Annotated in this window: 22 protein-coding genes and 2 pseudogenes; 16 read left to right on the top strand and 8 right to left on the bottom strand. The window is 69.5% G+C overall.

Annotation, left to right across the window (positions count from 1 at the left end):
• Positions 1 to 7: 7 nt before the first annotated feature.
• Together ASF58_RS23710 and ASF58_RS23705 are read left to right on the top strand one after the other, a co-directional pair.
• Positions 8 to 253: a hypothetical protein gene (locus tag ASF58_RS23710; RefSeq protein WP_055958602.1), complete on the top strand. Its 246-nt coding sequence runs from the start codon at positions 8 to 10 to the stop codon at positions 251 to 253.
• Positions 254 to 668: 415 nt separating this feature from the next.
• On the top strand, positions 669 to 1,607 hold the full coding sequence (locus ASF58_RS23705; protein WP_244477479.1) for an alpha/beta hydrolase: 939 nt from the start codon (positions 669 to 671) through the stop codon (positions 1,605 to 1,607).
• Between the two features lie 359 nt (positions 1,608 to 1,966).
• On the opposite strand, the gene ASF58_RS23700 is transcribed toward ASF58_RS23705, so the two are convergent.
• Genes ASF58_RS23700 through ASF58_RS23690 form a run of 3 tightly spaced genes read right to left on the bottom strand, consistent with a single transcriptional unit; the run spans position 1,967 to position 6,272 of the window.
• Positions 1,967 to 4,456 carry a two-component system VirA-like sensor kinase gene (locus ASF58_RS23700; protein ID WP_055958596.1) on the bottom strand — a complete coding sequence of 830 codons (2,490 nt, stop codon included), beginning with the start codon at positions 4,454 to 4,456 and terminating at the stop codon, positions 1,967 to 1,969.
• Positions 4,453 to 5,508, bottom strand: coding sequence for a cytochrome c peroxidase (locus ASF58_RS23695; RefSeq protein WP_055958801.1), 1,056 nt, complete (start codon positions 5,506 to 5,508; stop codon positions 4,453 to 4,455). Before ASF58_RS23695 ends, ASF58_RS23700 begins: the two co-directional genes overlap by 4 nt.
• Positions 5,509 to 5,510: 2 nt before the next feature.
• Positions 5,511 to 6,272, bottom strand: coding sequence for a response regulator (locus ASF58_RS23690; protein WP_055958593.1), 762 nt, complete (start codon positions 6,270 to 6,272; stop codon positions 5,511 to 5,513).
• A gap of 804 nt (positions 6,273 to 7,076) precedes the next feature.
• Here ASF58_RS23690 and ASF58_RS23685 point away from each other — a divergent pair.
• The 3 genes from ASF58_RS23685 (at position 7,077) to ASF58_RS23675 (ending at position 10,451) form a co-directional block, all read left to right on the top strand.
• Positions 7,077 to 8,348 carry a glycosyltransferase gene (locus tag ASF58_RS23685; RefSeq protein ID WP_055958592.1) on the top strand — a complete coding sequence of 424 codons (1,272 nt, stop codon included), beginning with the start codon at positions 7,077 to 7,079 and terminating at the stop codon, positions 8,346 to 8,348.
• A gap of 14 nt (positions 8,349 to 8,362) precedes the next feature.
• Positions 8,363 to 9,607 carry a Bcr/CflA family efflux MFS transporter gene (locus ASF58_RS23680; RefSeq protein WP_244477470.1) on the top strand — a complete coding sequence of 415 codons (1,245 nt, stop codon included), beginning with the start codon at positions 8,363 to 8,365 and terminating at the stop codon, positions 9,605 to 9,607.
• A gap of 91 nt (positions 9,608 to 9,698) precedes the next feature.
• Positions 9,699 to 10,451, top strand: a complete 753-nt coding sequence (locus ASF58_RS23675) for an alpha/beta hydrolase (RefSeq protein WP_244477469.1) — start codon at positions 9,699 to 9,701, stop codon at positions 10,449 to 10,451.
• Between the two features lie 96 nt (positions 10,452 to 10,547).
• On the opposite strand, the gene ASF58_RS23670 is transcribed toward ASF58_RS23675, so the two are convergent.
• On the bottom strand, positions 10,548 to 10,784 hold the full coding sequence (locus ASF58_RS23670) for a hypothetical protein (protein ID WP_055958585.1): 237 nt from the start codon (positions 10,782 to 10,784) through the stop codon (positions 10,548 to 10,550).
• 233 nt (positions 10,785 to 11,017) lie between these two features.
• On the opposite strand from ASF58_RS23670, the gene ASF58_RS23665 reads away from it, so the two are divergent.
• The 4 genes from ASF58_RS23665 (at position 11,018) to ASF58_RS23650 (ending at position 14,469) form a co-directional block, all read left to right on the top strand.
• The gene (locus tag ASF58_RS23665; protein WP_055958582.1) at positions 11,018 to 12,256 is read left to right on the top strand and encodes a cytochrome P450; all 1,239 of its coding nucleotides are present in this window, start codon (positions 11,018 to 11,020) and stop codon (positions 12,254 to 12,256) included.
• Between the two features lie 253 nt (positions 12,257 to 12,509).
• Complete coding sequence (locus tag ASF58_RS23660) at positions 12,510 to 12,746, top strand: hypothetical protein (protein ID WP_244477468.1); 237 nt, start codon at positions 12,510 to 12,512, stop codon at positions 12,744 to 12,746.
• Positions 12,747 to 12,754: 8 nt separating this feature from the next.
• Positions 12,755 to 13,675 carry an adenylate/guanylate cyclase domain-containing protein gene (locus ASF58_RS23655; protein ID WP_082513286.1) on the top strand — a complete coding sequence of 307 codons (921 nt, stop codon included), beginning with the start codon at positions 12,755 to 12,757 and terminating at the stop codon, positions 13,673 to 13,675.
• Positions 13,676 to 13,716: 41 nt separating this feature from the next.
• On the top strand, positions 13,717 to 14,469 hold the full coding sequence (locus ASF58_RS23650) for a phytochelatin synthase family protein (protein ID WP_055958577.1): 753 nt from the start codon (positions 13,717 to 13,719) through the stop codon (positions 14,467 to 14,469).
• Between the two features lie 56 nt (positions 14,470 to 14,525).
• Here the strand turns inward: ASF58_RS23650 and ASF58_RS27380 are convergent, their stop codons facing one another.
• From ASF58_RS27380 to ASF58_RS23640, 3 genes are all read right to left on the bottom strand, one after another.
• A complete protein-coding gene (locus ASF58_RS27380; protein ID WP_244477467.1) occupies positions 14,526 to 15,041 on the bottom strand; it encodes a nucleotide disphospho-sugar-binding domain-containing protein in 516 nt (171 codons plus the stop codon).
• Positions 14,998 to 15,768: a hypothetical protein gene (locus tag ASF58_RS27375; RefSeq protein WP_244477466.1), complete on the bottom strand. Its 771-nt coding sequence runs from the start codon at positions 15,766 to 15,768 to the stop codon at positions 14,998 to 15,000. Before ASF58_RS27375 ends, ASF58_RS27380 begins: the two co-directional genes overlap by 44 nt.
• A gap of 392 nt (positions 15,769 to 16,160) precedes the next feature.
• Positions 16,161 to 16,424, bottom strand: coding sequence for a hypothetical protein (locus ASF58_RS23640; RefSeq protein WP_082513291.1), 264 nt, complete (start codon positions 16,422 to 16,424; stop codon positions 16,161 to 16,163).
• A gap of 289 nt (positions 16,425 to 16,713) precedes the next feature.
• Here ASF58_RS23640 and ASF58_RS23635 point away from each other — a divergent pair, with 289 nt between their 5' ends.
• Genes ASF58_RS23635 through ASF58_RS23620 form a run of 4 tightly spaced genes read left to right on the top strand, consistent with a single transcriptional unit; the run spans position 16,714 to position 19,723 of the window.
• Entirely contained in the window at positions 16,714 to 17,244 is a 531-nt protein-coding gene (locus tag ASF58_RS23635; protein ID WP_055958572.1) for a sigma-70 family RNA polymerase sigma factor, read from the top strand.
• Entirely contained in the window at positions 17,241 to 18,014 is a 774-nt protein-coding gene (locus ASF58_RS23630; RefSeq protein WP_156375865.1) for an anti-sigma factor, read from the top strand. The genes ASF58_RS23635 and ASF58_RS23630 overlap by 4 nt, the downstream gene beginning before the upstream one ends.
• Positions 18,015 to 18,065: 51 nt before the next feature.
• Positions 18,066 to 19,178 carry a catalase family peroxidase gene (locus ASF58_RS23625; protein ID WP_055958569.1) on the top strand — a complete coding sequence of 371 codons (1,113 nt, stop codon included), beginning with the start codon at positions 18,066 to 18,068 and terminating at the stop codon, positions 19,176 to 19,178.
• Positions 19,175 to 19,723 carry a cytochrome b gene (locus ASF58_RS23620; protein ID WP_055958540.1) on the top strand — a complete coding sequence of 183 codons (549 nt, stop codon included), beginning with the start codon at positions 19,175 to 19,177 and terminating at the stop codon, positions 19,721 to 19,723. The genes ASF58_RS23625 and ASF58_RS23620 overlap by 4 nt, the downstream gene beginning before the upstream one ends.
• Positions 19,724 to 19,979: 256 nt before the next feature.
• On the opposite strand, the pseudogene ASF58_RS27370 reads toward ASF58_RS23620, so the two are convergent.
• Positions 19,980 to 20,298 (bottom strand): annotated as a pseudogene (locus ASF58_RS27370) (PLP-dependent aminotransferase family protein); the annotation flags it as partial.
• 7 nt (positions 20,299 to 20,305) lie between these two features.
• On the opposite strand from ASF58_RS27370, the pseudogene ASF58_RS26355 reads away from it, so the two are divergent.
• The 3 genes and pseudogenes from ASF58_RS26355 to ASF58_RS23605 form a co-directional block, all read left to right on the top strand.
• Positions 20,306 to 20,709, top strand: a pseudogene (locus ASF58_RS26355) (IS3 family transposase); the annotation flags it as partial.
• Between the two features lie 127 nt (positions 20,710 to 20,836).
• Positions 20,837 to 21,220 (top strand): VOC family protein, encoded by a 384-nt coding sequence (locus tag ASF58_RS23610; protein WP_055958793.1) that lies wholly within the window; start codon positions 20,837 to 20,839, stop codon positions 21,218 to 21,220.
• Between the two features lie 219 nt (positions 21,221 to 21,439).
• Positions 21,440 to 22,255 (top strand): methyltransferase domain-containing protein, encoded by an 816-nt coding sequence (locus tag ASF58_RS23605; RefSeq protein ID WP_055958534.1) that lies wholly within the window; start codon positions 21,440 to 21,442, stop codon positions 22,253 to 22,255.
• Positions 22,256 to 22,538 lie beyond the last annotated feature (283 nt).

Here is a 22,538-nt window from a genome sequence, read left to right as displayed (position 1 = left end):
GCAGGACATGCTGATACGTTTCGGGTTGACCTTCATTCTGGCCGCTACGGCGGCCGGCGCCGCCCTGGCCGCACCGATGTCCGACGAGGACAAGGCCGCCCTGCAGCAGCAGTGCGCCGGCGATTTCACGATCTTCTGTGCGGGACTGCCGCCCGAGGACGGCCCCGAGACTCAGGCATGCTTCCAGAAGAACATGTCGAAGCTTTCCCCCGGCTGCCAGAACGCCATCCAAGCCTATAAGAAAAAGGGCTGAGGGACACCGCAGGCGTCGGACTGACGTCCGTGGCAGTCGCCGTGAACGTCAGTCCGATGGCTTTGACAGGAAGACGCCCGGCGACATCTGCGCCGAACACACCTCACCGCGGACCCGTGGCCATGCTCGGCCGATAGCCGTGACGCGAGAAGACGTGACCGCCGTGCCGCGGGAGACGGGCGCCGCCCGAGCGGAGATCCGTGATGTCGCCCAGGCCGATGTGAGGGACGGGCAACAGCAGACGACCCGTGGCACCGTATCGTCGCCGGCATGGCAGTGAGCGACTGGCGACCAAGCATCGCCCCGGGGCAAGACGCATCGGTATCCGACCCGCACGTCCTATGAGCCGGTCTCGACCGAAGGTCGGCTTTCGGGCCTCGAACGCGTGTCCGCCTGCCACCGCGAGCCGACGTTGATGGACCGCTCGCGACCGGCCGCCCCCGAAGAAACCGATGGCTTTGCGCGCAACGTGCAAGGAGGCACGCGCCGTCCTCGTGAAGCGTGCAAGACAGTCCGGTCGGTCTCTTCGGGGCGCGTTGCGATGCTGAACACATTCACCCGCTCGCTCGTCGCCGTGAGCCTGCTCGGCACGCCGGCCATCGCTCAGACCGGATCGGCGAGGCAAACCCTTGTCGCGGGAGAGCGGGTGGTGGATCTGCCGCTCGGCGACGGTCGAAACCAGCGCGTCCTCTACGAGGCACCGCCTCACCCCCGGGCAACGCTGGTGATGTTGCCGGGGGGCTCCGGCGACATCGGCGTCGGGCGCGAGGGCGACCTGCGACACCAGGAGAATTTCCTTGTCCGCACGAGGGCCGACTGGGTGGCGAGGGGCTACGCCGTCCTGATCCCGGACACGATCGATCGGGCGAACCTGCGAGGCAGGCGAAGCGCTCCAGCCTACGGCCGTCTGGTGGCCGGTCTGGCCGCCTTCGCCCGGGAGCAAGCGCCTTCGCCCGTCTTCCTCGTCGGCACCAGCCAGGGGACGATCGCGGCGGTGAGCGGCGCCGCCCAAGCCGGGCCGGGTCTCCTTGCGGGCTTGGTGTTGACCGAGGCCGTGTCGTTACCGGGACGACGGAGCACCGAAACGGTCTTCGACGCGGATCCGCAGAGCGTGCGCGTTCCGGTGCTCGTCGTGGCCAACCGCAAGGACGCCTGCGATGTGACCCCACCTGAGATGGCTCCACGCATCGCCGCCGCCCTGCCGCACGCGCCGAGTATCCGCATCCTTACGGTCAGCGGCGAGATGCGGAGCTCGGCCCGGGACTGCGATTCGCTCTCGCCTCATGGTTACGACGGCATCGAGCCGGCGGTGGTGGGCGGGATCGTCGGGTGGCTCCAAATGCACGGCGGTTGACCGCAGCGAACCAACGCGCGGTCGCCGAGCGGGTGCGTGCGTCCGGACCGTTGCCGCGTGGACGGGTCCCGCGGACGGTGAGAGCGGCCCGAACGCGCCGGGAGAGACCCGAGCGCGTGGCCAGCACGTCGCGCCTCGCCTCCGGGCCAGCCGCAACGACCACGTCAGGGCCGAGCATGGGCGGTACGCGCACCGCCTGCGCGCGGCGCCGCGGCGGGAGGCGGATCAGGCGTTGCGGCGCAGGGCCGCCAAGATGACCGAGCGCACCCACGCCGTCCGGCGCCAGCGGCGGCATGGGCGGGGTGAAGCAGGCTTGCCCGCCCGCTTGCCCGCCCGTGTCGGGGCTCCGGGAGGACGCGCTACTGCGCGACCACGCGATTTTCAGCGACCGTGCGCTGGGGCGGCGCGCTCCGCGCTTCCGACCCCAGGTGTCGCCGCAGCGTGAGTGCGAGCGCGCTCGAACGCCAGGGTCGGTGCGCGACATCGACGATCGGAATCGCCGAGAGAACCTCCGGTCGTACCGTGTCCGAGGCCGACAGGGAGAGGACGATCGGACGATCGACGATACGGGCGGCGCGGCGGGCGAAGGCGAGACCGAGCGAACGCGACGGCTGGTTCTCGACGATCAAGATGTCGAAGCGCTTCGGCTCCATCCGCAGAGCGGTCAGCGCCGCGTCCGGGTCTGTGTAGCCGATCGGCTCGTAACCCAGGGCCGCGAGGGTCTCCTCATCCTCCTGCACCGTGGCGCGCGCGGCTCCGACGATCATCACAGTGCCGCCGGCGGCCGGGACGCCGCGCTCCGACGCCGGGCGTGCGGCCAGCCACACCTCGAACGCGCTGCCGACGCCCGGGGCGCTCCGGACGTCGAAGGCGCCCGCCTGTTCCTGGACAAATTCGAACGCCGTGGCGAGACCGAGCCCCGTTCCGGCCGGACGCGTGGTGAAGAACGGCTCGAAGATCCGTGCGCACGTGGCCTCGTCCATCCCGCAGCCCGCGTCGGACACGCGGATGCGGGCGTAGGTGCCGGATGGCAGCTCTCCGTGCGAGAAGGCCCGCGGCCCTGGTAATCGGACCCGTTCGAGCTGCACGTCGACCGCGGCACCCGGCTCGGACGCCTGGATGGCGTTGCGGATCAAATTGTGGATCACCTGCTGCAGCTGCGCCGGCTCGCCGTCGACGATCGCGCCGTCGGTGGTCCCGGTCAGGAGGATCGCGGTCGGGTCGGCGGTCGATGTCCGGATCACGTCCACCGTCTCGGCCACGATCGCGTCGACCGCACTCGTGTTCTGCGAAGAGCAGCCCCGCCGCCCGTAATCCAGGATCTGTCCCGCGATCTCATGGGCCCGACCACCCGCTTGGACCAGCAGCCCGATATGCTCGGTTGCCCGTCCCGGATCGACCGGCAGGGCATCCGCGGCGATCTCGGCATGACCGAGCATGACGTTGAGGACATTGTTGATGTTGTGCGCCACACCGCTGGCGAAGATCCCGATCGCTTCGAGTCGCTGCGCGCGCCGCAGGGCCGCCTCGATCTCGCGACGTTCGGCCCAGACGTGCTGGCGCTCCAGCGCCGCGCCGAAGCTTTCGGCCACGACGCGCAGGAGCCCGCGCGAGTGCCGCATCCAGGGAGGCAGGACGCTGACGGTGCGCTCGAAGCACAGCACACCGACGATGTGTCCGCCCCGTCGCAGGCGTGCGCAGGTGAACGTTGCGACCCCGCGCTGCGCCAGGGGGCGAACCAGCGCCGGGGGCCCGATTGCGTCGGCGGTCTCGACGAAAATGTAGTCTTCGGACGCAGCGATGATGTCAGGCACGAGAGCGCGTTGCGCGAGCGGCCAGCCGCGGGGCGCCTGCAGCCCCGCTCGGTTCCACAAGTGGACCGTGTCGGAACCATCGAGCATCAGGATGTAGCAATGGTCCGTGCAGGCTCCCGTGCTGACCATCGCCATGACATCGACGATGCGCGATGCAATCTCGTCGGGCTGGCTCGCCGAGAAATGGTTGGCGGCCTGCGCGACGACCGATTGAAAGGCGATCGTTCGGCGCAGGACGAGGGTCCCCGCTCGCATCAGCAGGCCTACGCGCACCACCAAGGCCACCAAGCACAAGGCGGCCGCATAGAGGGCGAGACGGAATCCGTCCGCGCGGGCCTGCCGCTGGTCCCGAAGGGTACGGCGAGCCTCCAGGAGCGCTTGGCGCGCCGCCTCGCTCGAGGAGTTCGGCAGGGAACGGGCGACGGTGTCAACCTGCGGCAGCAGATCCAAGAGCTGGCGCCCGTGCAGGACGATGGCGGAGATGTCCGCATCGCGGTCCGAAGGTGCGCTCGCCGCCAGGACATCGAGCCGCGTGCGGATGTCGTCGAGGCGCTTGGGGCTCGCTTCGCGGGCAAGTTCCGAGACCCGGATCTGCAGGGCGGCGACCGCGCGGGCGAGTTTGGGATCGATGTCCGGCTCCGAAAGCCGATCGCTGAGGGAGTCGAAGTAGGCGATCGAGTTCTGCACCAGGGCATTGCCGGTCTTGAAGCGCTCGACCATCTGCGCCTCCCGGGCGATCGCCTCGGCGAGCGAGCGCATCTCGCCATCGTCCGGTCCGCTCGCCGCCTGCAACCCGGACAGCGCCGCTTGCATTTCGTGAAGGTGGGCCACGATCGGATCGTAGTTGCGCAGGAGCCCGGTCCGCGCCCGGAGCACGTCGTGCTGCATCCGGGATTCGGCGAGAGCGATGGCATCGACCGTGCGCCGGGTCTGCGCAAAGGCGGCGTCCATCTCGCCCTTGCCGTTGATCATCAGCCACGTAAGCAGGGCGGCCAGCAGCACCCCGAGGACGGCGGCCTGCAGGGTCAGCCTCATGGCTGCGGCCGGGCATCTGGCTGCGGCCGGGCATCTGGCTGCGGCCGGGCATCTGGCTGCGGCAGCGTGTCGGGCGCCCGCGAAGCCGTGAGGGGACGCCCCTCATAGAAACCCGTGAGCGTGCCGAGGAACGCCACGATCGCGCTGGTTTGCGCTTCGGTCAGCTCACGGCCGAGTTGCACCCGGGCCATCAGCCGCACCGCTTCGGGGAGCGTGGCGACGCCGCCGTCGTCGAAGTAGGGCGCCGTGACCGCGACGTTGCGCAGGCTCGGCACGCGGAGCACCTCGGCGGCCTTGTCGGGGATCGTGACGAAGATCCCGACTTTCTCGAACAGGTTGCCGCCGACGTTGACGCCCTGGTGGCAGGCCGCGCAGCCGATGCCCTTGAACAGGGCGTAGCCTGCCCGCTCCGACTCGGTGATCGCATGGACGTCGCCGTGCAGCCACCGGTCGAAGCGGCTGTCGGGGGTGAGCAGGCTGCGCTCGAAGCTGTTGATCGCGTCGATCACCGCCGCTCGATCGACGTCCCGGCCATAGGTCGCCCGGAACGGACCATCGAGGGCCGGGTCGGCTTGGATCACCGCGAGGATGTGGGGCCACGATCCGCCCAGGAACTCCGGCCGGGTCAGGGCGATCTCGGCCTGGTCCCGCAGCGTCGGGATGTCGCCCGCCCACCCTAAGCGGAAGCTCAGCGCCGCGTTGAAGGCCGTCGGCGTATTGCGCGGCATCGGCGTGCCGTCAGTGGTCACATTCCTGGCGGCCGCGCTCGCGCCGTTGCTGCGGAGATCGTGACAGGTGATGCAGGCCCGGTCGCCCCCACGCGACAGCCGGGTGTCGGCGAACAGCATCCGGCCGAGGGCGACCCGCTCCGGATCCGCCCCGAGACTGCTCGGGACGGGGGTGATGACGTCCCGGGCCTCCACGGCCTCAGCCGGCTGCGGGGCTCCGGGCGGCCCTTCCCCGGCGGCCAGCGGCAGGATGGCCAGGGCGCCGCCGATGAGGACGGCGCCGAACGCCGCCACGGGGGAACGGGCCCGGCGCGACGGCGCCACGATCACAGCCTCTCGACCGGTACGGCGAAGACGTAGCCGATGCCGCGCTCGGTCACGATCAGACGCGGCGCGCTCGGATCCGCCTCCAGCTTGCGGCGCAACCGCAGGATCTGCACGTCGATGCTGCGGTCGAACACATCCTCGTGGACGCGCGTGGCTTGCAGGAGCTGCTCGCGGCTCAGGGGACGCTGGGGGGCATCGAGGAAGGCCGCCAGCAGCGCGTACTCGCCCTTGCTCAGGGCGACGTCCGCACCGTCGGGGTTGGTCAGGCGCCGGCGCCGGCGGTCGAGCACCCAGCCGTCGAAGCGGCTGCGATGGGAGTCCTGAACCCGCGTCGGGGCGGGCGCGACCTCGGCCCGGCGCAGGATGACCCGCACCCGCGCCAGCAGCTCGCGCAGGCCGTAGGGTTTGACGATGTAGTCGTCCGCGCCGAGTTCGAGGCCGATCACCCGGTCGATTTCGTCCCGGCGGTGGCCGGTGGTGATGATCACCGGCAGGTCGCTCCGGGCGCGCAGGTCGCGCAGCAGGTCGAGGCCGTTCTCCGAACCCAGGCGCAGGTCGAGCACCACGAGGTCGAACGCGCCCTCCGCGAGCCGCCGCTCCGCCTGCTTCCGGTCCGTCGCCGGGGTGACGTCGACATCGTGGTCGGCGAAGTGATCGGAGACGATGCGCTGAATGCCCGCATCGTCCTCGATGAGCAGGATGCGTGTCGTACCGGCCCGCGCACCTCGAGCCGGACCCCGGCTCAGACTAGGTTCGATCATTACCAACTCCTTCTCGCGGCAGCCTGCCGCGCCGGCACGATCTCGACAGGCCGGTTCGGAAGCCGGGAGACCCGTCGCGCTAGAGCCGTATCCGGCTCGATTGCATCGGGCCGGCGTCTCCAGGTCGTTGTGTTTGCGCGCATCCTCCGACGAACCCGCGGCCGCTTCGTCTGACTGCGCTCCAGGCGATCAATCCCGGCAGCCCCCTGTCCGTCGCCAGCCCGCCCCGACTACCCATCAAGTCGTGTCCGGGCGTCGGGCCTCGAACCGCCGATTTGGTATCACGCCCCCTAAAGGATTGCGCCCTTCATAATACGCGGTCGTTTCCGAGCAAGCATTCGCGTCAGGCATGGCTTCCGTACGGAATTCAGAGAGATGTATTACCGTTGTAATACAAAATTTCTCAGGCCGAAACCGCGCCGTAACTGAGGACATCGACAGTCATTATACCAAGTGCGGCAGGTTAATATGGCTGTCTCCACGATTGCCGGGCGACGAACGCTCCGCCTCAGACGCTTTCACCTTTCCAGCTCTGGGCGTCGCGGGTCGTTCGCCGACCCTGTCGGATTGCCCGCCGCGAGGCGGCCGGTGCCTGCCGGTTCGGTCCCCTTGCCAGGTCCGGGACGCCGACCGGGACGCAACGGTCTCGTATACGCAAGGCGCGAGAGGTCGGTGACCAGCGTCGCCTTCGGCGGCTGCATCCCCATCATCCGCCCGGGTTAGATCGACCGTCTGCCCGTCGGCAAATCCCCCAAGCACGACCTGAAGACCGCACTCCCGTGCGCCCAGACTGGGAAACCCACCATGTCGCTCGACGTCCTGTGCATCTCGTGGGGAACCACGGGCAATCTCAGCCCCGTGCTCACGGCAGCCCGGCAACTGCACCGGGCAGGTCACCGTCCGCGCATCATGGCCGATCCAGCCATGCAGGCCGAGATCGCGGCGGCCGGCTTCCCGTTCGTCGGGTGGCGCCGGGCTCCGACCGGACAGGAGGCCGATCCGGTCGATTTCTCAGATCTGGCCGATTGGCTGCGCCAAGCCATGTTCGCCCCGGCAGGCGCCTACGCCGCGGACACGCTCGACGAGATCCGTCGCCTCCCGACCGACGCGGTCCTCAGCATCGACCTGCTGGTCGGCTGCGCCCTGGCCGCCGAGGTGGCCGGCATCCCGCACGCCGTCCTGTCGCCGCATATCAGCATTCGCCCACTGCCCGGCATGCCCCCCGCCGCCAGCGGCCTGGCGCCACCGCGGACGGAAGCGGAGCGGGCCGCGGTCGACGCAGCAACCGACACGATCGTTTTGGCAATGGAGCGCAGCCGACCGGCGCTCAACGACGCACGCCGCGCATTCGGGCTGGCGCCGGTGACGACCGCCTTCGCCCACTACGAACGGGCCGAGCGGGTCCTCCTGGCGGTCAGCCAAGCCTTCGACTTTGACGGGGCGGTGCTCCCCGCCAATTACCGCTACATCGGCCCGCTGCTCGACGAACCGATCTGGTCGCGGGGCGCCGGGACCCTGTGGTCCGGGGCGGACCGGCCGCGCATCCTCGTGGCCGGAAGCACCGGTGCCCAGAACCAGACCGACCTCCTCCGGCGGATCGTGCGCGCCGTCGGGACGGTCGAGGCCGAGACCATCGTGACCACCGGCCCGAACGTCGAAGCCGCGGACCTGGACGCCCCCGACACCATGCGCGTCGTGGCGACCGCCTCCCATGACACCCTCATGACCGAGGCCGACCTGGTGGTCTGCCAGGGCGGTCACGGGACCGTCAGCCGCGCATTGCTGCACGGCGTGCCGCTGCTGGTGATCCCGCTCGCCCGCGACCAAACCGACAACGCCGCCCGGATCGCGTTGCGCGGCGCCGGCCTGCGCCTGCCCGCGACGGCGAGCGCGAACGAGATCGCGGCGGCGGTCCACCGGCTCCTGGCGGAACCGGGCTTCCGCACGGCCGCCGGGGGCCTCGGAGCCGCCGTCCGGGCCGATCTCGCCGCGGGCGGGCTCGTCCGGGAGATCACCGCGATGGTCGCCGCGCAGCGGGGCGGCGCAGCCCGGGACGGAGGCCGGCTCTGGGGTTGAGGGGAACCGCCACCGTGCCGGTACGCCCCCGAATTCGCCCCGATTCGCGAGCCTTCTCGGCGCTGCTCGGGCTCCTCGCGGCACTCCCGACCTTCGGGATCGACATGATCTTGCCGAGCCTGTCCGAGACGGCGGCCGCGCTGCACGTCCCGGCCGCCGCGATGGGGGCCGCCATGGCCGTCTACCTGCTCGGGCTTGGGGCCGCGCTCCCGGTTTACGGGCCGGTCTCGGACCGTGTCGGCCGCCGGCCAGCGATTGTCTGCGGCTGCCTTCTCCTGATCGGAGGCAGCATCGGCTGCGCCACAGCGCGGACGTTGCCGCACTTCCTGCTGTTCCGGGCCATCCAGGGGATCGGCGCGGCCGGCCCCGGTATGGCGGTCTTCGCGATGGTGCGAGACCTGTTCGCCGACGAGGTCGCGCGCGCCCGGATGTCCTTCGTCGTCCTGACCGTCAACGTGGTGCCCATGGTGGCCCCGACGCTGGGGGCCGGCCTGATGGACCTCGGCGGCTGGCGCCTGATCCACGCCGCACCGCTCGTGGCGGCCCTGACGGTCCTGGCGGCGATCCCACATTTCGCCGAAACCCTGCCTCGCGCCGCCGGCCCGGTGCCGGTCGGAATTCTGCGTCCCTATCGCACGATCCTGGGGTGCCGCGCCTTCCTCGGCCACGCCCTCTGCAACGCCGCGGCGGCGGGCGCAGTCTTCGCCTACATCACGGGCTCCCCGCTGGTTTTCCTCGACGCCCTCGGGTTCAGCCCGTCGGCCTACGGGCTCATCTTCGGGGCGAGCTCCCTCTCGGTGATGGCCGGCGCCGCCGTGAACGGCCGCCTCGCCGCCCGGGGCATCTGTCCCCACAGGGTGATCGGCGTCGGTCTTGCCGGAGCGACCCTCCTAGCGGCGATGCTCCTCCTCCATGCGCTGGCCTGCCCGCCCGCGGCGTCGCCGGTGATCGCTGCCATGGCGGGCACGAGCTTCGCATTCGGCCTCGTCTCGCCCAACGCCCTGCACGGTGCGACGGAGGCGAGCCCCGGGGCCGCCGGCACCGCCGGCGCCGTGGCGGTCTGCCTGCAGATGGTCGGAGCGGCCATCGCCAGCGATCTCGTCGCCCGGTTCTTCGACGGGCGCTCCGCCCTGTCGATGGCCACCGTGATGCTCGGCGGCTGCCTGGCGGCGACCGCCGCCTTGGCCGGCCTTGCGCGTCCGGCCGTCCTCGTCCCGCTCCCCCCTCGCAGCCACACCGAGAACCCGCATGATCTGTGACCCGCCCCCGTGGCAGCCCGTTCACCTCACCCGCGACGGCACCCGGCTCGCCCATATCGAGGCCGGACCCCTCACGCCGCAGGCTCCCCCCTTGCTCCTGATCAACGGCTGGACCGGCGATCACGGCGTCTTCACGCAACAGATCGCGCATTTCTCGGGCACACGCCGCGTCGTGGCGGTCAACCTGCGCGGCCACGGTGCCAGCGATGCACCCGAGGGAGACTACGCGATGGAGGGCTTTGCCGACGACATTGCGTGGCAGTGCCGAACCCTGGGCTTGTCGAAGCCTGTCGTCATCGGTCACAGCCTCGGCGGCGCGGTGGCCCTGGAGCTGTGCGGCCGCCATCCCGAACTCGCCGCCGGTCTCGTGATGATCGACACGATCGTCTTGCCATCGCCCGACACGGCGGGCAGCTCCGAGATCGAGGGCCTGCTGGCGGGCGTGGGCGGCTCGAACTACCGGACCGTCGTGCGCGACATGGCCTGGGCGATCGGATGCGACTACGATCATCCGGCGCGGCGGCAGGCGCTCTTCGACACGTTCATTCGCGGCCCGGCTGAGCGGACGCCGCAGCACGTGGCTTACGCCGCGCTGCGCAGCATGGTGCTGCACCACGACCCCGTCCCGGCCGCACGCGCCTGCCGGATCCCCATGGTCTACATCTCGGCAGACGTCCCCCTGGTGGAACAGGCGCGGGACCTCGACAGGCTGCGTGAACTCTGCCCGCAACTGGTGACGGCGAAGACGCTGCTCGCGGGGCATTTCAATACCATCGAGGTCGCCGATCAGGTCAATGCGATGATCGAGCGGTTCCTGACTGTGGGCCTCCAAGCCCGCAGCTGAGAGGGTCCGTACGCCATTCCGACCGCATCACGCCAGACAATGCCTGTGTCCAGGGCGGCATCCGGGACGGATGCCGCCCTGGACCGCGAGTCCGTCTCAGGTCTCGCGGCGCCTTGCCGCCTGGTTGCCCAGGAGGCGCTGCGCCGACGCCATGACCTGGAGGGTCTGGGGGCTCAGCTGCTCTTTGCGCGCCTGCCACGCGTCGTGCTCCAGGAGCGCGGCGAGGACCGTCACCCCGGGGATTGCGTGATCCAGGCCCTCGATCACGGATTGGGTGATCGTACGCCTCAGCAACGCTTCGAAGATGTCTTGGTCCGCTTGCTCTGCCCGCATGAGAAGTCCTCCCGTGATGCGGAGTCGTTCTCAGAGCACTCGATGACGGCACGATTTCAGAAATCGCGGCCCCTGCAAAGCCGTACACTGGACGTGTTCTTTCGCACGAATGGCACGCACGGCCTTCCGCTCCGCCGCATGTTATGACCGTAACCGTCGGCTCTACATCGGACATGATCGTGTAACTTCGGCGTTCGAGACTCCTCTCGCAAAGCAACAGCGAGGATGTGTCGATGGATGGAAACGAAGATCGGGTTCGACAGGCCGGCCCGCTGGCGCCATCCCAGGGCATCCCAATCCTGACGGTTGCCGAACTGGAGGCCGATCCGCACGGGACGTTCCGCACCTGGCGGCCCCGGCTGCCCGTCGTCGGCCACGAGGTCGCGGGCTTCGTCGTCCTCCGGGCCAGGGACGTCGATCGGCTCATGCGCGATCCGCGGGCCCAAGCAACGGAGACGCTCTACCCCGAGACGCGCAGGATCCCGGAGGGCCGGCTTTTCGACATCTTCGCGCACGGGATGCTCACCGCCAATGGGGCGGTCCATCGCCGGCGCCGTTCGCCCTTCACCCGGACATTCGCGGCCCGAATGATCGAAGGCCTGCGCCCCCGGATCCGCGCGGCCGCGGAGAGCCTCGTCCGAGACTGGCTGCCGGACGGCGAGGTCGACCTCGTCGAGCGCTACACCGCGCTCATCCCGGCGCAGACCCTGGCCGACATCCTGGGTCTGCCGCACGAGGACATCCCCCGCTTCACGCACCTCGCCTACGAGGTTTCCCGGGTGCTGAGCTTCACCTTCGGACCGGAGGACATCGCGGACCTCGAAGGGGCGGCGGCCGCGCTGCAGACTTACGTGCGGACGATCCTCGAGGCCCGTCGGTCGGCGCCCCAGGAGGATTTCCTATCGTGCTTCCTCGCGGAGGCCGAGGCGGCGGGCGATCTCACGCCCGAGGAAGTGGTCGTCCAGCTCGTACAGATGATCATCGGCGGGACCGATACGACCCGGGTCGCCGGCGCCATGCAGGCGGCGCTGCTGCTGCAGCATCAGGAGCAGTGGGCGGCGGTGCGCCACGATCCAGGCCTGATCCCGGCCGCTGTGGCGGAATCCCTCCGCTACGAGCCGAGCGTCGGCTCCGCGGGGCGGGTCGCCCGCGAGGCGATCGACCTCGACGGGGCCGTCGTGCCGGCCGGAAGCATGATCATGCTCTCGACCCTGTCGGCCCTGCGGGACGAGGCGGTCTATACGCAGCCCGACACGTTCGACATCCGTCGCGTCGACCTTCCGCGCCTGCATCCGATCTTCGGCGGCGGCGCACACCGGTGCATCGGCGAGGCCCTCGCCCGGATCGAGCTGGAGGAGGGTCTGGGCGCGCTGATGCGCCTCGCTCCGGGCCTGCGCCTGACAGGCGCGATGCCGGTCCTCCAGGGCCATAGCGGCATCCGTCGGATCGGGCCGCTGCAGGTCGCCGCCTGATCGCGCATCGGATCTCGGGAGCGGCCGTCAATCCCTGGCACGCCCAACGGCACCCGACCGAACGGAACGGGTGCCGACCGAGCTTCTGCGGATCATTCTCGAGAATTGCCAGCATCTCGACCAATACGGCAAGTACAAGTTCATTAATTTACATTGCAGATGTCACGGATCGCCAGTTTCTGCGACATCACAGTGAAATTTCACAAGCATAATCCTGGAGCTCCACACATCGGAGCATACGATCATGGTTCTCATGCGAACAAGACCGATCGCAGGCACGGCGGCGCGAGCCCTTCTCCTGTTCCTCGCGCTTCCGAGCGCCGCGCTGTCGCAGCCGGCCCCGCGCTTCGCGCAAGTCGATCTGCCGAGCCCCGCCGCGCGGTTGCGCCCCCTCCTGCACGCGACGAGCCGGGAAGTCCGCTCGCCCACGCTCGAGCGCGAGCATCTCCGGGCGCAACGCATCATCAATCGCATCTGCTCGGGCTGCTGATGTCGGCGATGGTCCTTCCGGAGACCACCGGCGCGGCGACGGATCCGGCTCCCTGGTTCGGCTCGCCGCGGCGCGGGATCGGGGCGGCTCCGGCACTCTGCCGGTACCGCACGGCCGCGGCCTGGGGTGGCGCGCTTCTGACCGCGGTTCCGGCACCCCTGCTTGTCGGGCTCACATCCGCGACCGGGTCCGCCCCTGTTACGCTCGGCCTCGCCGGGCTTGCCCTGACAACGCTGGCGCTGCAGGTGCAGCGCCTGCGCTCCGCCGCGCGGGTCGCGACACGACACAGGGACAACCTCGCGCGGTTGGCGTCGCCAGCGGTGGCTCGGTTGGTGGCTGAGACGGATCCCGTCACCCTGCGCGCTGGCTGGGAGCAGGAGGCGACGGTGCTGTTCGCCGACATCCGCGACTTCACCCACCTTTGCGAAACGGTGTCACCGGGCGATGTCGCGGCCTTCCTCACCGAATTTCGGCGCCGCGCCGCGGCGGCGATCGAGGCGGCGGGTGGCCTCGTCGACAAGTTCGTCGGTGACGAGGTCATGGCCGTATTCGGCGTACCGCAGGCCGCGTACGACGACACGGACCGCGCCCTCGCGGCGGCCCGCTCCCTCGCCGCCGCGATGCTGGTCTGGACTCGCGAGCGGGGGCGGACCGGTCTGCCGCCGGTCCGCATCGGGATCGGCCTCCATCGCGGTCCGGTGTTCGTCGGGGCCATCGGGGCGGACCGCGTTGAGTTCACCGCGGTGGGCGATACCGTCAACGTCGCCCGCCGCCTGGAGCAGATGACCCGCACAACCGACTGCGACTGCATCGTCTCCGAAGCCGTGGTGCGGGATGCGACGTCCTGCGAGGCGCGGATCGTCGCCGTTCAGCCCGTACGAGGCGCGCGTGCCGTCCTGCGCCTGTTTGCGATCGCGCTGGCCACGTAGCGGGCCGGCCACCATCTCCAACGCACCGGGATACGATCTACATGGTGGCTGAACAGGTTCGACGAGGCCGGGTCAGGAAGCGCCGTCTGGCGCCCTTCCTCGGACTGACCGCACTCCTGGCAGGATGCGCCGGCGCGGCCAGTGTCGGGGCGCATCTTCTCCGACCGAACGCCTATGCATCCGTCAGGTCGATCGAGAAGCGGTCGGACTTCCATGATCCTGCGCTGCTGGCGCAGGCCTGGGCGCTGCCGGTCGCCGCCGCGTACCGCAGGCGGCCCTACGAATACCAGAGCAACCCGAGTTTCTGCGGTCCCGCCACCGTGGCGAACCTGCTCCGCTCTCTCGGCGTCGACTTCTCGCAAGCCGACGTCCTTCGCGGAACGACGTTCCAGCCCTGGTTCGGCGTGCTCGTGAACGGTCTGACGCTGGAGGAGCTGGCCGACCTACTACGACGACGGCTCGACCGTCAGGTCCATGTCGTGCGCGATCTCTCGTTGGCCGCGTTCCGCGAGGCGATGAAGAGCAGCAACAATCCTGAGAAACGGCTGATCGTCAACTTCCATCGAGGCCCCTTATTCGGCCGGGGAGCCGGGCATTTTTCGCCGATCCTTGGATATCTAGCGGACGCGGATCTGGTCTTTGTCGGGGATGTCAACGGAGACTACCGACCCTTTCTGGTCAGCAGCGAGCGCCTGTGGCGTGCCGTCGCGACGATCGACGGGACGTCGGGCAAGCCCCGCGGTTTGCTGATCATCGATACCGCTTTGTCTGACAGGCCAGGAGAGGCGGATTGAGTCTCGGCCATGACGGTTCGAGCGACAGGACGTGCCTGTCGCTGCCGAAACGCCGGTCAAGCTGTTCGGGCTTTCAGGACGAGGCGATCAAGCACCCCGAATATTGCAGCCGGCGTGTCGATCGCAGCCATGTCCGCCGCTATCGTCCTTGCACGGTCGCGATAGGACGGATCGGTCAGAACGCGATCGACCGCTTCACGCAGTTCCCGAGGTTCCGCCCGCTGCGAGGGGATCTCGAGACCCACACCCGACCATGCGACCCGAGCACCGACCTCGGCTTTGTACTCGGTCCGCCCCGCTGATACGATCGGCACGCCGGCCTGAAGGGCCAGTTGCACCGTTCCGTAACCGCCATTGGTCACCAGCACGTCGATCTTCGGCAGGAGCGCCGCGAAATCGAGGAACTCCGCGAGCCGCGCATTGCCCGGGATCGGTCCGCGGACGTTTCCGATCGGCCGACGTCCGGTGGTGACGAGCACCAACAGATCTTCGCGGTCGCCGAGGGCGGCGAGGGTCGGCTCGACAAGCTCACCGAAATCCGCGTTCGCGACCGTGCCCTGCGTGACGAGCACGACCTTTCTGGATCCGTCGAGTTGATCCCACCAATCCGGCAGGGCGACATCCCGCGACGGCGGGGGGGGGGGGCAAGGCGCCAACGAACTGGACGTGAGCGGGCATGCGTCCGAAATCGTACTCGAAGGCCAGGACGGTCGTCTGCAGGAAAGCGTCGGCCATGAGGTGCCGCGAGTGCAGCACTCCACATGGCAGCGGCGGCAGGCCCAACTCGGCGAGCTTGGCATCCGCGTAGGCTCGGACCGGCGCCCCGAAGACGGTCTCAGCCTGAACCGCCATGGCTGCGTAGGACGCCCGCGTGGCCTCGTCGAGGGCAGGCGGCAGCCCGATCATGGTCGGGGCACCGTCCGGTCTATTCGCCACCATGATCGTGATGCTGCAGGCGACGATCGGCGGGCGGGGCGTCTCGCGATCCAGAAACAAGGCCGTCGCGCCGAAGAACAGATCGTCGACGACGACGAGATCGGGGCGATCCGTCGCGATGATCCGGCGCAGCGTTTCTGCCTGTGGCAGCATCGGATCGAGGAAGATCCGCTCGAAATTGTAGCGGAGCTGCTCCGGGCCGGGAGGTAGGCTGGCGCGCTCGGGCAGAACCTCCTCGACCCGGGTCAAATCGATGTCGGCACCGGGGGCGAGCGGTCGGAATCGAGCACCCGAGGCTTCGACCGCCGTCCGGAGGTAAGTGGCTGTGGCCACAAGGGCTTCGTCGCCGCGGGCGAGGGCCATGCGGGCGATGGCGAGCAACGGATTGAGATGGCCGGCGGAAGGCGTGGCGGCAAAAAGGATCTTCATGCGGTCCCCGGTGCGACGAAGGAGAAGGGATGGACGGCCGCATGCGCCGCGCTTGCGCTCGGGGGTGAACGACCGATGCCATCCCGGTGCGATCGTCTGCGCCCTGCAGATGACTGCAGCGTTTCAGCGGCCCGCGGGAGCGTTACGTCCGTAACGTCGGACCGCCGGCCATCCCTCCCAGCCAGGCCCCCGCACGGACGACCGCCCCCGGTTGCCCGCGGGATGCCTGCGTCGGGACCTCGGTGCCGATCTTAAACCGCTTGCCTCGACTGGCTGGAGTCGCGAGTGCCCGAGCGCGGGCTCGTCCGCGCTCGGGGAAACCGGAGCTAGTTCGGGATCAGCTCACGGGCGGGTCCGCCGGTCTCCTGACCGCGGGCCTGGGCATAGCCGGGGAGGGCGGGGTTGCGGGCATTGCCGCTGTCAGTGTCCGGGCCGCCGAGCCAGGATGCGGACCGCGCCTGCGGCAGGATCGAGCCGGTGACCGCCGGGCTCTCCATCGGACGAGTGACGCTCCGGGCCTCGGAGGCGCCGGTCAGGGCAGCGAAGGTGCAGGCGGACGCGAGAGCGACGGCCGAGATAGTCTTGCGCATCGTCATGTCAGATCTCCAGTGTTTCCTGCTCGATCCAACAGTGTCGAGCAGGGATACCGGACAGACGACGTCTTCAGCTGCTTATTCCAAGCATTGTCAGAAAAATCGACTCGCTGTCTTCAGAGCCCAACGGCGCGCGACACGAGGCGATACTGGATCGATAAATGTCGATGCGTGCGTGGAATAATCTCGAAATGGCGGCGTCTATGCCTCCGTAGCCCGCCTCGGAGCGCGTTCGAAACGCCCGGTGTGCCAACAGAGGAGTCCCGCCCATGCCAGGAGACCGGACATGACGGACATGATGCGCCTCATCGAGCCGCTGATCCCGGCCCTGCGCCGCTATGCGCGTGCACTCCTGCGCAATCCCACCGATGCCGACGACCTCGTGCAGGACTGCCTCGAGCGCGCAGTCGGCCGCTGGCATCAGCGCCAGGCGGATGGCGATGCACGGACTTGGCTCTTCGCGATCCTCCACAACCTTGCCGTGACGCAGATGCGCCAGCGGGTCCGCCGCGGTGCCCACATGCCGATCGAGGACACGGCGGAAGCCAACCTCGCGGTGGCGCCGACCCAGGAGAGCGGCCTGCGCCATCGGGACCTGATGACCGCCCTGGACGCCCTGCCGGAGGAGCAGCGCAGCGTCCTCCTCCTCGTGACGGTGGAGGGTCTGTCCTACGCCGAAACCGCCGACATCCTCGCGATCCCGACCGGGACCGTGATGTCCCGTCTGTCCCGGGCCCGGGACCGGATGATCCAGCTCATGGACGGCACCGACGCCGCCGTTCCCGCCAAGCGACCGCTCCTGCGGAGGGTAAAATGACCATGCGTCCGATCGGCGACGATGATCTCCAGGGCCTCGTGGACGAGCGGCTCGAGGCCAGCCGCAGGCGGGAGGTCGAGACTTATCTCGACGACCATCCCGAGGCGCGCATGCGGGTCGCGCGCATGGTCGGCCTGCGTGAGGAGATGCGTGCCGCGTTCGCACCCGTCGCAGCCGAACCCGTGCCGGCCCGCTTGAACCTGGCACGGATCGTCGAGGCGCGCCGTCGATCGGCGCGGCCCGCCTGGCAGGCGATGGCGGCCGGGCTTCTGCTCCTCATCGGGGGAGCGGGAGGCTGGGGCCTGCGCGAGGTGGTCTCGCCCGCGCCGACCGGCATCGAGGCGTTGGCCCAGTCCGCGAGCATGAACTACGCCGTCTACGCGCCCGACCACACCCGGCCCGTCGAGCTCGCCGCCGCGAACCGGGACGAACTCGCCGGCTGGTTCTCGGCGCGGCTGAAGCGGCCGGTGGGCGTGCCGGACCTCAGCGGCTCAGGCTATCGCCTGATGGGTGGACGCCTCGTGGCAACGCCGCAGGGACCGGCCGGGCTGCTGATGTACGATGACGGGCACGGCGCGCGCTTCGTCATGCTGATGCGGCCCATGCACGTGCCGGGCGATGCGCCGATGCGTCCCCATACGACGGAGACCTCGAGCGGCTACGCCTGGGCCCAGGACGGGCTGGGCTACAGCCTCGTGGGTGCGGCCGACGACAGCGTTCTGCATCCGCTCGCCGACGCGGTTCGACGCGCCACCGCCAAGTCTCTCTAAAAAATCGCAAAGTCTCTTTGAAGGCCCGCAAAGTCTCTCTGAAGGTCCACCATGTCTCTCCTGAACGACCTCATCGGCGCTAGTCCCGACTTGCGTCCGCGTGCCGTCCTCCTGCGTCTCGGCGCGATCGGCGCCCTGGTGACCGGCACCGCGGGGGCTTTCGCGTATGCCGGCGGTTGGCTCTCGCCGGGCATGCTGACCCAGGCGCGGATCGTGGATCGCTTCGAGGCGGTCAACGGTTCCCACCCGGGGTTCCGGCGCAACCACGCCAAGGGGCTCTGCCTCGCCGGACGCTTCGAGAGCAGCGGCCGAGGCGCGCGCGTGTCGAGGGCCTCGCTGTTCGCCCCCGACCGGGCCACGCCGATCACCGGACGCATCGCACTGGCGGGGGGCCAGCCCTACGCGGCGGACGCAGCCACGACGGTGCGCAGCCTCGCGCTGCGCTTCCAGCTTCCCGACGGCGAGGAATGGCGTACCGGCAACAACGACATCCCGGTCTTCCCCGTGCGCACCCCGGAGGCGTTCTACGAACAGCTTCTCGCCGCCAAGCCCGACCCGGCCACGGGCAAGCCCGATCCCGAGGCGCTGAAGGCCTTTTTCGCCGCGCACCCGGAGAGTGCGAAGGCAGCCGCCCAGATCAAGGCGCGGGCAATCACTTCCGGGTTCGCCGACGACACCTTCCGAAGCCTCAATGCCTTCCGGTTCGTCACGGCGGACGGCACGCGGACACCGGTCCGATGGGCGTTCATCCCGGAGCAGACCGCTACGGCGCAGAGCCCGGCTCAGGCTGCGGCCACGGACAAGAATTACCTGTTCGACGCGTTCGCCGACACGGTCCGTCAGACTCCCGTGCGCTGGCACCTCGTTGTCACGCTGGGAGACGCGGGCGATCCGACAGCGGACGCGACGCGTCCTTGGCCCGCCGAGAGACCAAGCCTCGACGTCGGGACGGTCATCATCGCCGAGACGCAAGCCGAGGCGGACGGCAATTGCCGCGACGTGAACTTCGACCCCCTGGTTCTGCCCGCCGGCATCATGGCGTCGGACGATCCGCTGCTCAGCGCCCGCTCGGCCGCCTACTCGGTCTCGTTCACGCGGCGCGCCGGCGAGCCGAAGGGGCCGAGCGCCGTCCACGACACACCCGTTTCAGGAGCCGGACTGTGAGCACCACCGCACGCTTCAACCGGCCGGCCCGACTTCTTCACTGGACGATGGCCGTCATGATCCTGGCCATGCTGTTGATCGGCGTGGCGATGGTGACCTCCGTGGCCCACTATCATGCGCTCGTCGCCCTGCACCGGCCGCTGGGCCTCGGCATCCTCGTCCTGGCCCTGCTGCGCCTCGCGAACCGCTGGCGCCATCCACCGCCGGAACTGCCGTCCGACCTCCCGGCCTGGCAGCGGCGGGCGGCACACGCCTCGCACCTCCTGCTCTACGGCTTGATGCTGGGGCTGCCGCTTGTCGGCTGGGCGATGCTGTCGGCCGCCGGTTACCCCATCGGGCTCGGCGGCGCGGTGGTGCTTCCGCCGATCCTGCCGCGCGATCCGAGCCTCTATGCGTGGCTGCGTTCGCTGCACACCCTCCTGGCCTATGCTTTATTCGGGGTCATCCTCGTCCATCTCGGCGCAGCTCTGATGCACGGGCTGATCCGCCGGGACGGGGTCTTCTCCAGCATGGCCTCGCGCCCGATCCCATACCGGTCCCGCTGAAGCGATGGCCGCCGCGATCCACGTCCGGCCAAGGAGCACCTGAGGGCGGACGCGAGCCGTAGGCCGGGGTCCGCCAGCCAGAGCGGGCTCTTCGCGACTGCGGCTTTAACGTCCGCTCGGGGACCTATGCGCTTCGTTCTGGCGCGGAAACCACCCGAAGACCATCCACTAGACTGCGCCTCGACTGTCTCCGTTGCCGGTCGGGGCGAGGTTTGGCGAGCCTTCAAACGCGTGGGCGTGCACCATCCAAGCCCTACGTGGTCTGCTGCCGGGTCGAGGGGCCGCTCAGGCTGAGGCGCACCGTCTCCGGTGGCGTCCCTGCCACGCAGAAGGGGTCGCTGCCGACCACGCCAAGCCCCGCCGGCCGTCCCTGACTGGCGAACGTCGCGCGCGTCCAGCCCTCAGGAAGCATGATCCAGACGGGGAAGCCGTGCGGGTCGGCGGTGTAGGTCCCCTCTGGAAGCAGCGAGGCCACGATGCGCTGGCGCAGCCGACTCCTGTCGAACGAATTGCACGATGGCGTCCGCCGTGCCGTCCATGATCCCGCGCGTCGTCAGAGCCGTGGAGATCGGCGAGGGCATGAAAGACGGTGGCCTGCAGATCGTCAAAGCGCGCCGGATGAAGGATCCGGAGCGTCAGAACGCGCAATTGCGCCGGCTCGTGGCTGACTCGTCCCTGGAGGGTCCGGTCCTGGCGGGTGTCGCCTCGGGAAACCTGCAGCCCCCGAGCGACGCCGTCAGGCGATCGACGGGATGCGGGAGAAGGACGGCCTCTCGGTGCACCACGCCTGCCGGATCATCGGCCAATACCGGGGCTCGCAACGCGACGTGTCGACGGTCCCCGCTGACGAGGATGCGTGGACCCGCGCCCTTGTCGCCCTTGCATTCGCGTACGGACGCTACGGCTCTCGCCGCGTCACCGCGCTGCTGCAGGCAGCCGGGTGGCAGGTGGGCAAGGACGGGTTTCAGCGCACCTGGCGCCGAGAGGTGCGGAGAGGCGCGTTGATGGATCGTCTCTCACCAGCATCCCGCCCAGACGCGGAAGGGCCCGCGGTTGCAGCCGGGGCACCGGACGCGGTAGCTCAGCGAGCGGATGATCGCGGAAGGGAACCACATGTTCAGCCATATGGTGGTCGGCAGTAACGACCTCGCCAAGTCGAAGACGTTCTACGACGCGCTGTTCGGAGCCATGGGTGGCGAGGCCGGCAAAACCGATGCCCTCGGGCGCCTGGTCTACGCGCATCGCGGCAGCCGCTTCGTCATCACCAAGCCGATCAACGGAGATCCGGCGACCGCCGCCAACGGGGGCACGATCGGGTTCGCGATGGACAGCCCGGACGAGGCCAAGGCTTGGCACGAGGCGGGGGTCACCCACGGGGGGACGTCCGTCGAGAACCCGCCGGGCGAGCGTCAGACGCCGATGGGCCGAATCTATCTGGCTTACCTGCGCGACCCGGACGGCAACAAGCTCTGCGCCCGCTACAAGGTAGCGGACTGACGGGCCCCTGGCCCCTGCCGGCAGGGGGAAGCGGCGCGAGGGCCGCACCCCATCGCGCCACGACCTGGCGACAACGGAGGGCGCTTGCTGGGCCTCCTGGTCCACAGCTGTGAAAGCGTCCCTCTGAGCGGCGACACGTCCGAGGCCGATGGCCCTCGCCAGAGCCGGGCGGGGGCGAGCGACTTGGCGGAGAAGCGCTTTGCTCCTACCGGTGAGGCCATGTCCCATGTCGCCTCGCCCGCTCTCGCATTGCCGCCTGCCGTCGCGCAGGCCGCCCCCAACCCGGCCAACGGACCCAGTGCCCGATTCTTCGCCGAGATCGGCCTCGCCCCCGGTATGCGCGTGCTCGATGTCGGCTGCGGGAACGGGGACCTGAGCCGCTTGGTCGCCCGCTTGGTGGGACCGGACGGCGAAGTCATCGCGATCGACCGGAGCCCGGAGGCGATGGCGATGGGCCATACGGCCGAGGCGGGACTGCAGGCGGCGCCGATCCGGTACCGGCAGGCGGACCTCGCGGGTGCGTTGCCCGAACTGGGCCGTTTCGATGCCATCGTCGGGCGCCGCGTCCTGATGTACCTGCCCGCCGCCGCGGCGACGCTCGCGCGTCTCGCCGCTCTCGGGAAGCCCGGGGCGATCCTGGCGTTCCAGGAGCACGGGCGTGCCGGACTGCCCGCCGGGCTCGGCCCGCTGACGCTGCATCGTCGGCTCTACGATTGGCTGTGGGACACGGTCGCAGCGGAGGGCGGCGATCCGGGGCTGGCGCTGCGCCTGGTGGACCTGATGCGGGCGGCGGGGCACGGCATCGAGGTGGCACGCAGCGAAGGGGTGCTCCTGCAGCCTGGCGAGCCGTCCTTCCTGGCGACGCTGGCCCAAGCCATGCTCCCCCGCATGATCGAGCGCGGCGTGACGAGCGCGGATGCGCTGGGCCTCGACACGCTGGCGGATCGTCTCCGGGAGGAGCATCGGGCGGCGGCCGGCACGATCGTCTGGGACTTGGCGTTTCTCGTCTCGGCGCGGATCGCGCGCGACGCGTAGGTGATCCGAGGCGTGCGCCGAAACTGCCAAACGTTCTTCTGCAATGCCACCATCCGAACATTCTGGATGACATTCGCGGTGCAGTCGGGGCGCCTGTGATTGCACGGTTCCGGGTGCACGAGGGACGCCTCTTCGACAGACATGGTGTTTTACACAGCGTCGTTCTCACCGATCCGTCGTGCGACTGGATTGGATGGGCTGCACCCGAGATGCAGTCGCGGAGGGATGTCGGCTTTCCGCGGCCTGAGCGCGACGAACGCGCATCGCTAGACTTTCTTTTGTC

The sequence above is a fragment of the Methylobacterium sp. Leaf125 genome, from assembly GCF_001423085.1.
In the GTDB taxonomy this organism is placed as follows: Bacteria; Pseudomonadota; Alphaproteobacteria; order Rhizobiales; family Beijerinckiaceae; genus Methylobacterium.
Note: the sequence above shows the minus strand (reverse complement) of the source record. Positions and strands in the feature narration are given on the sequence as shown.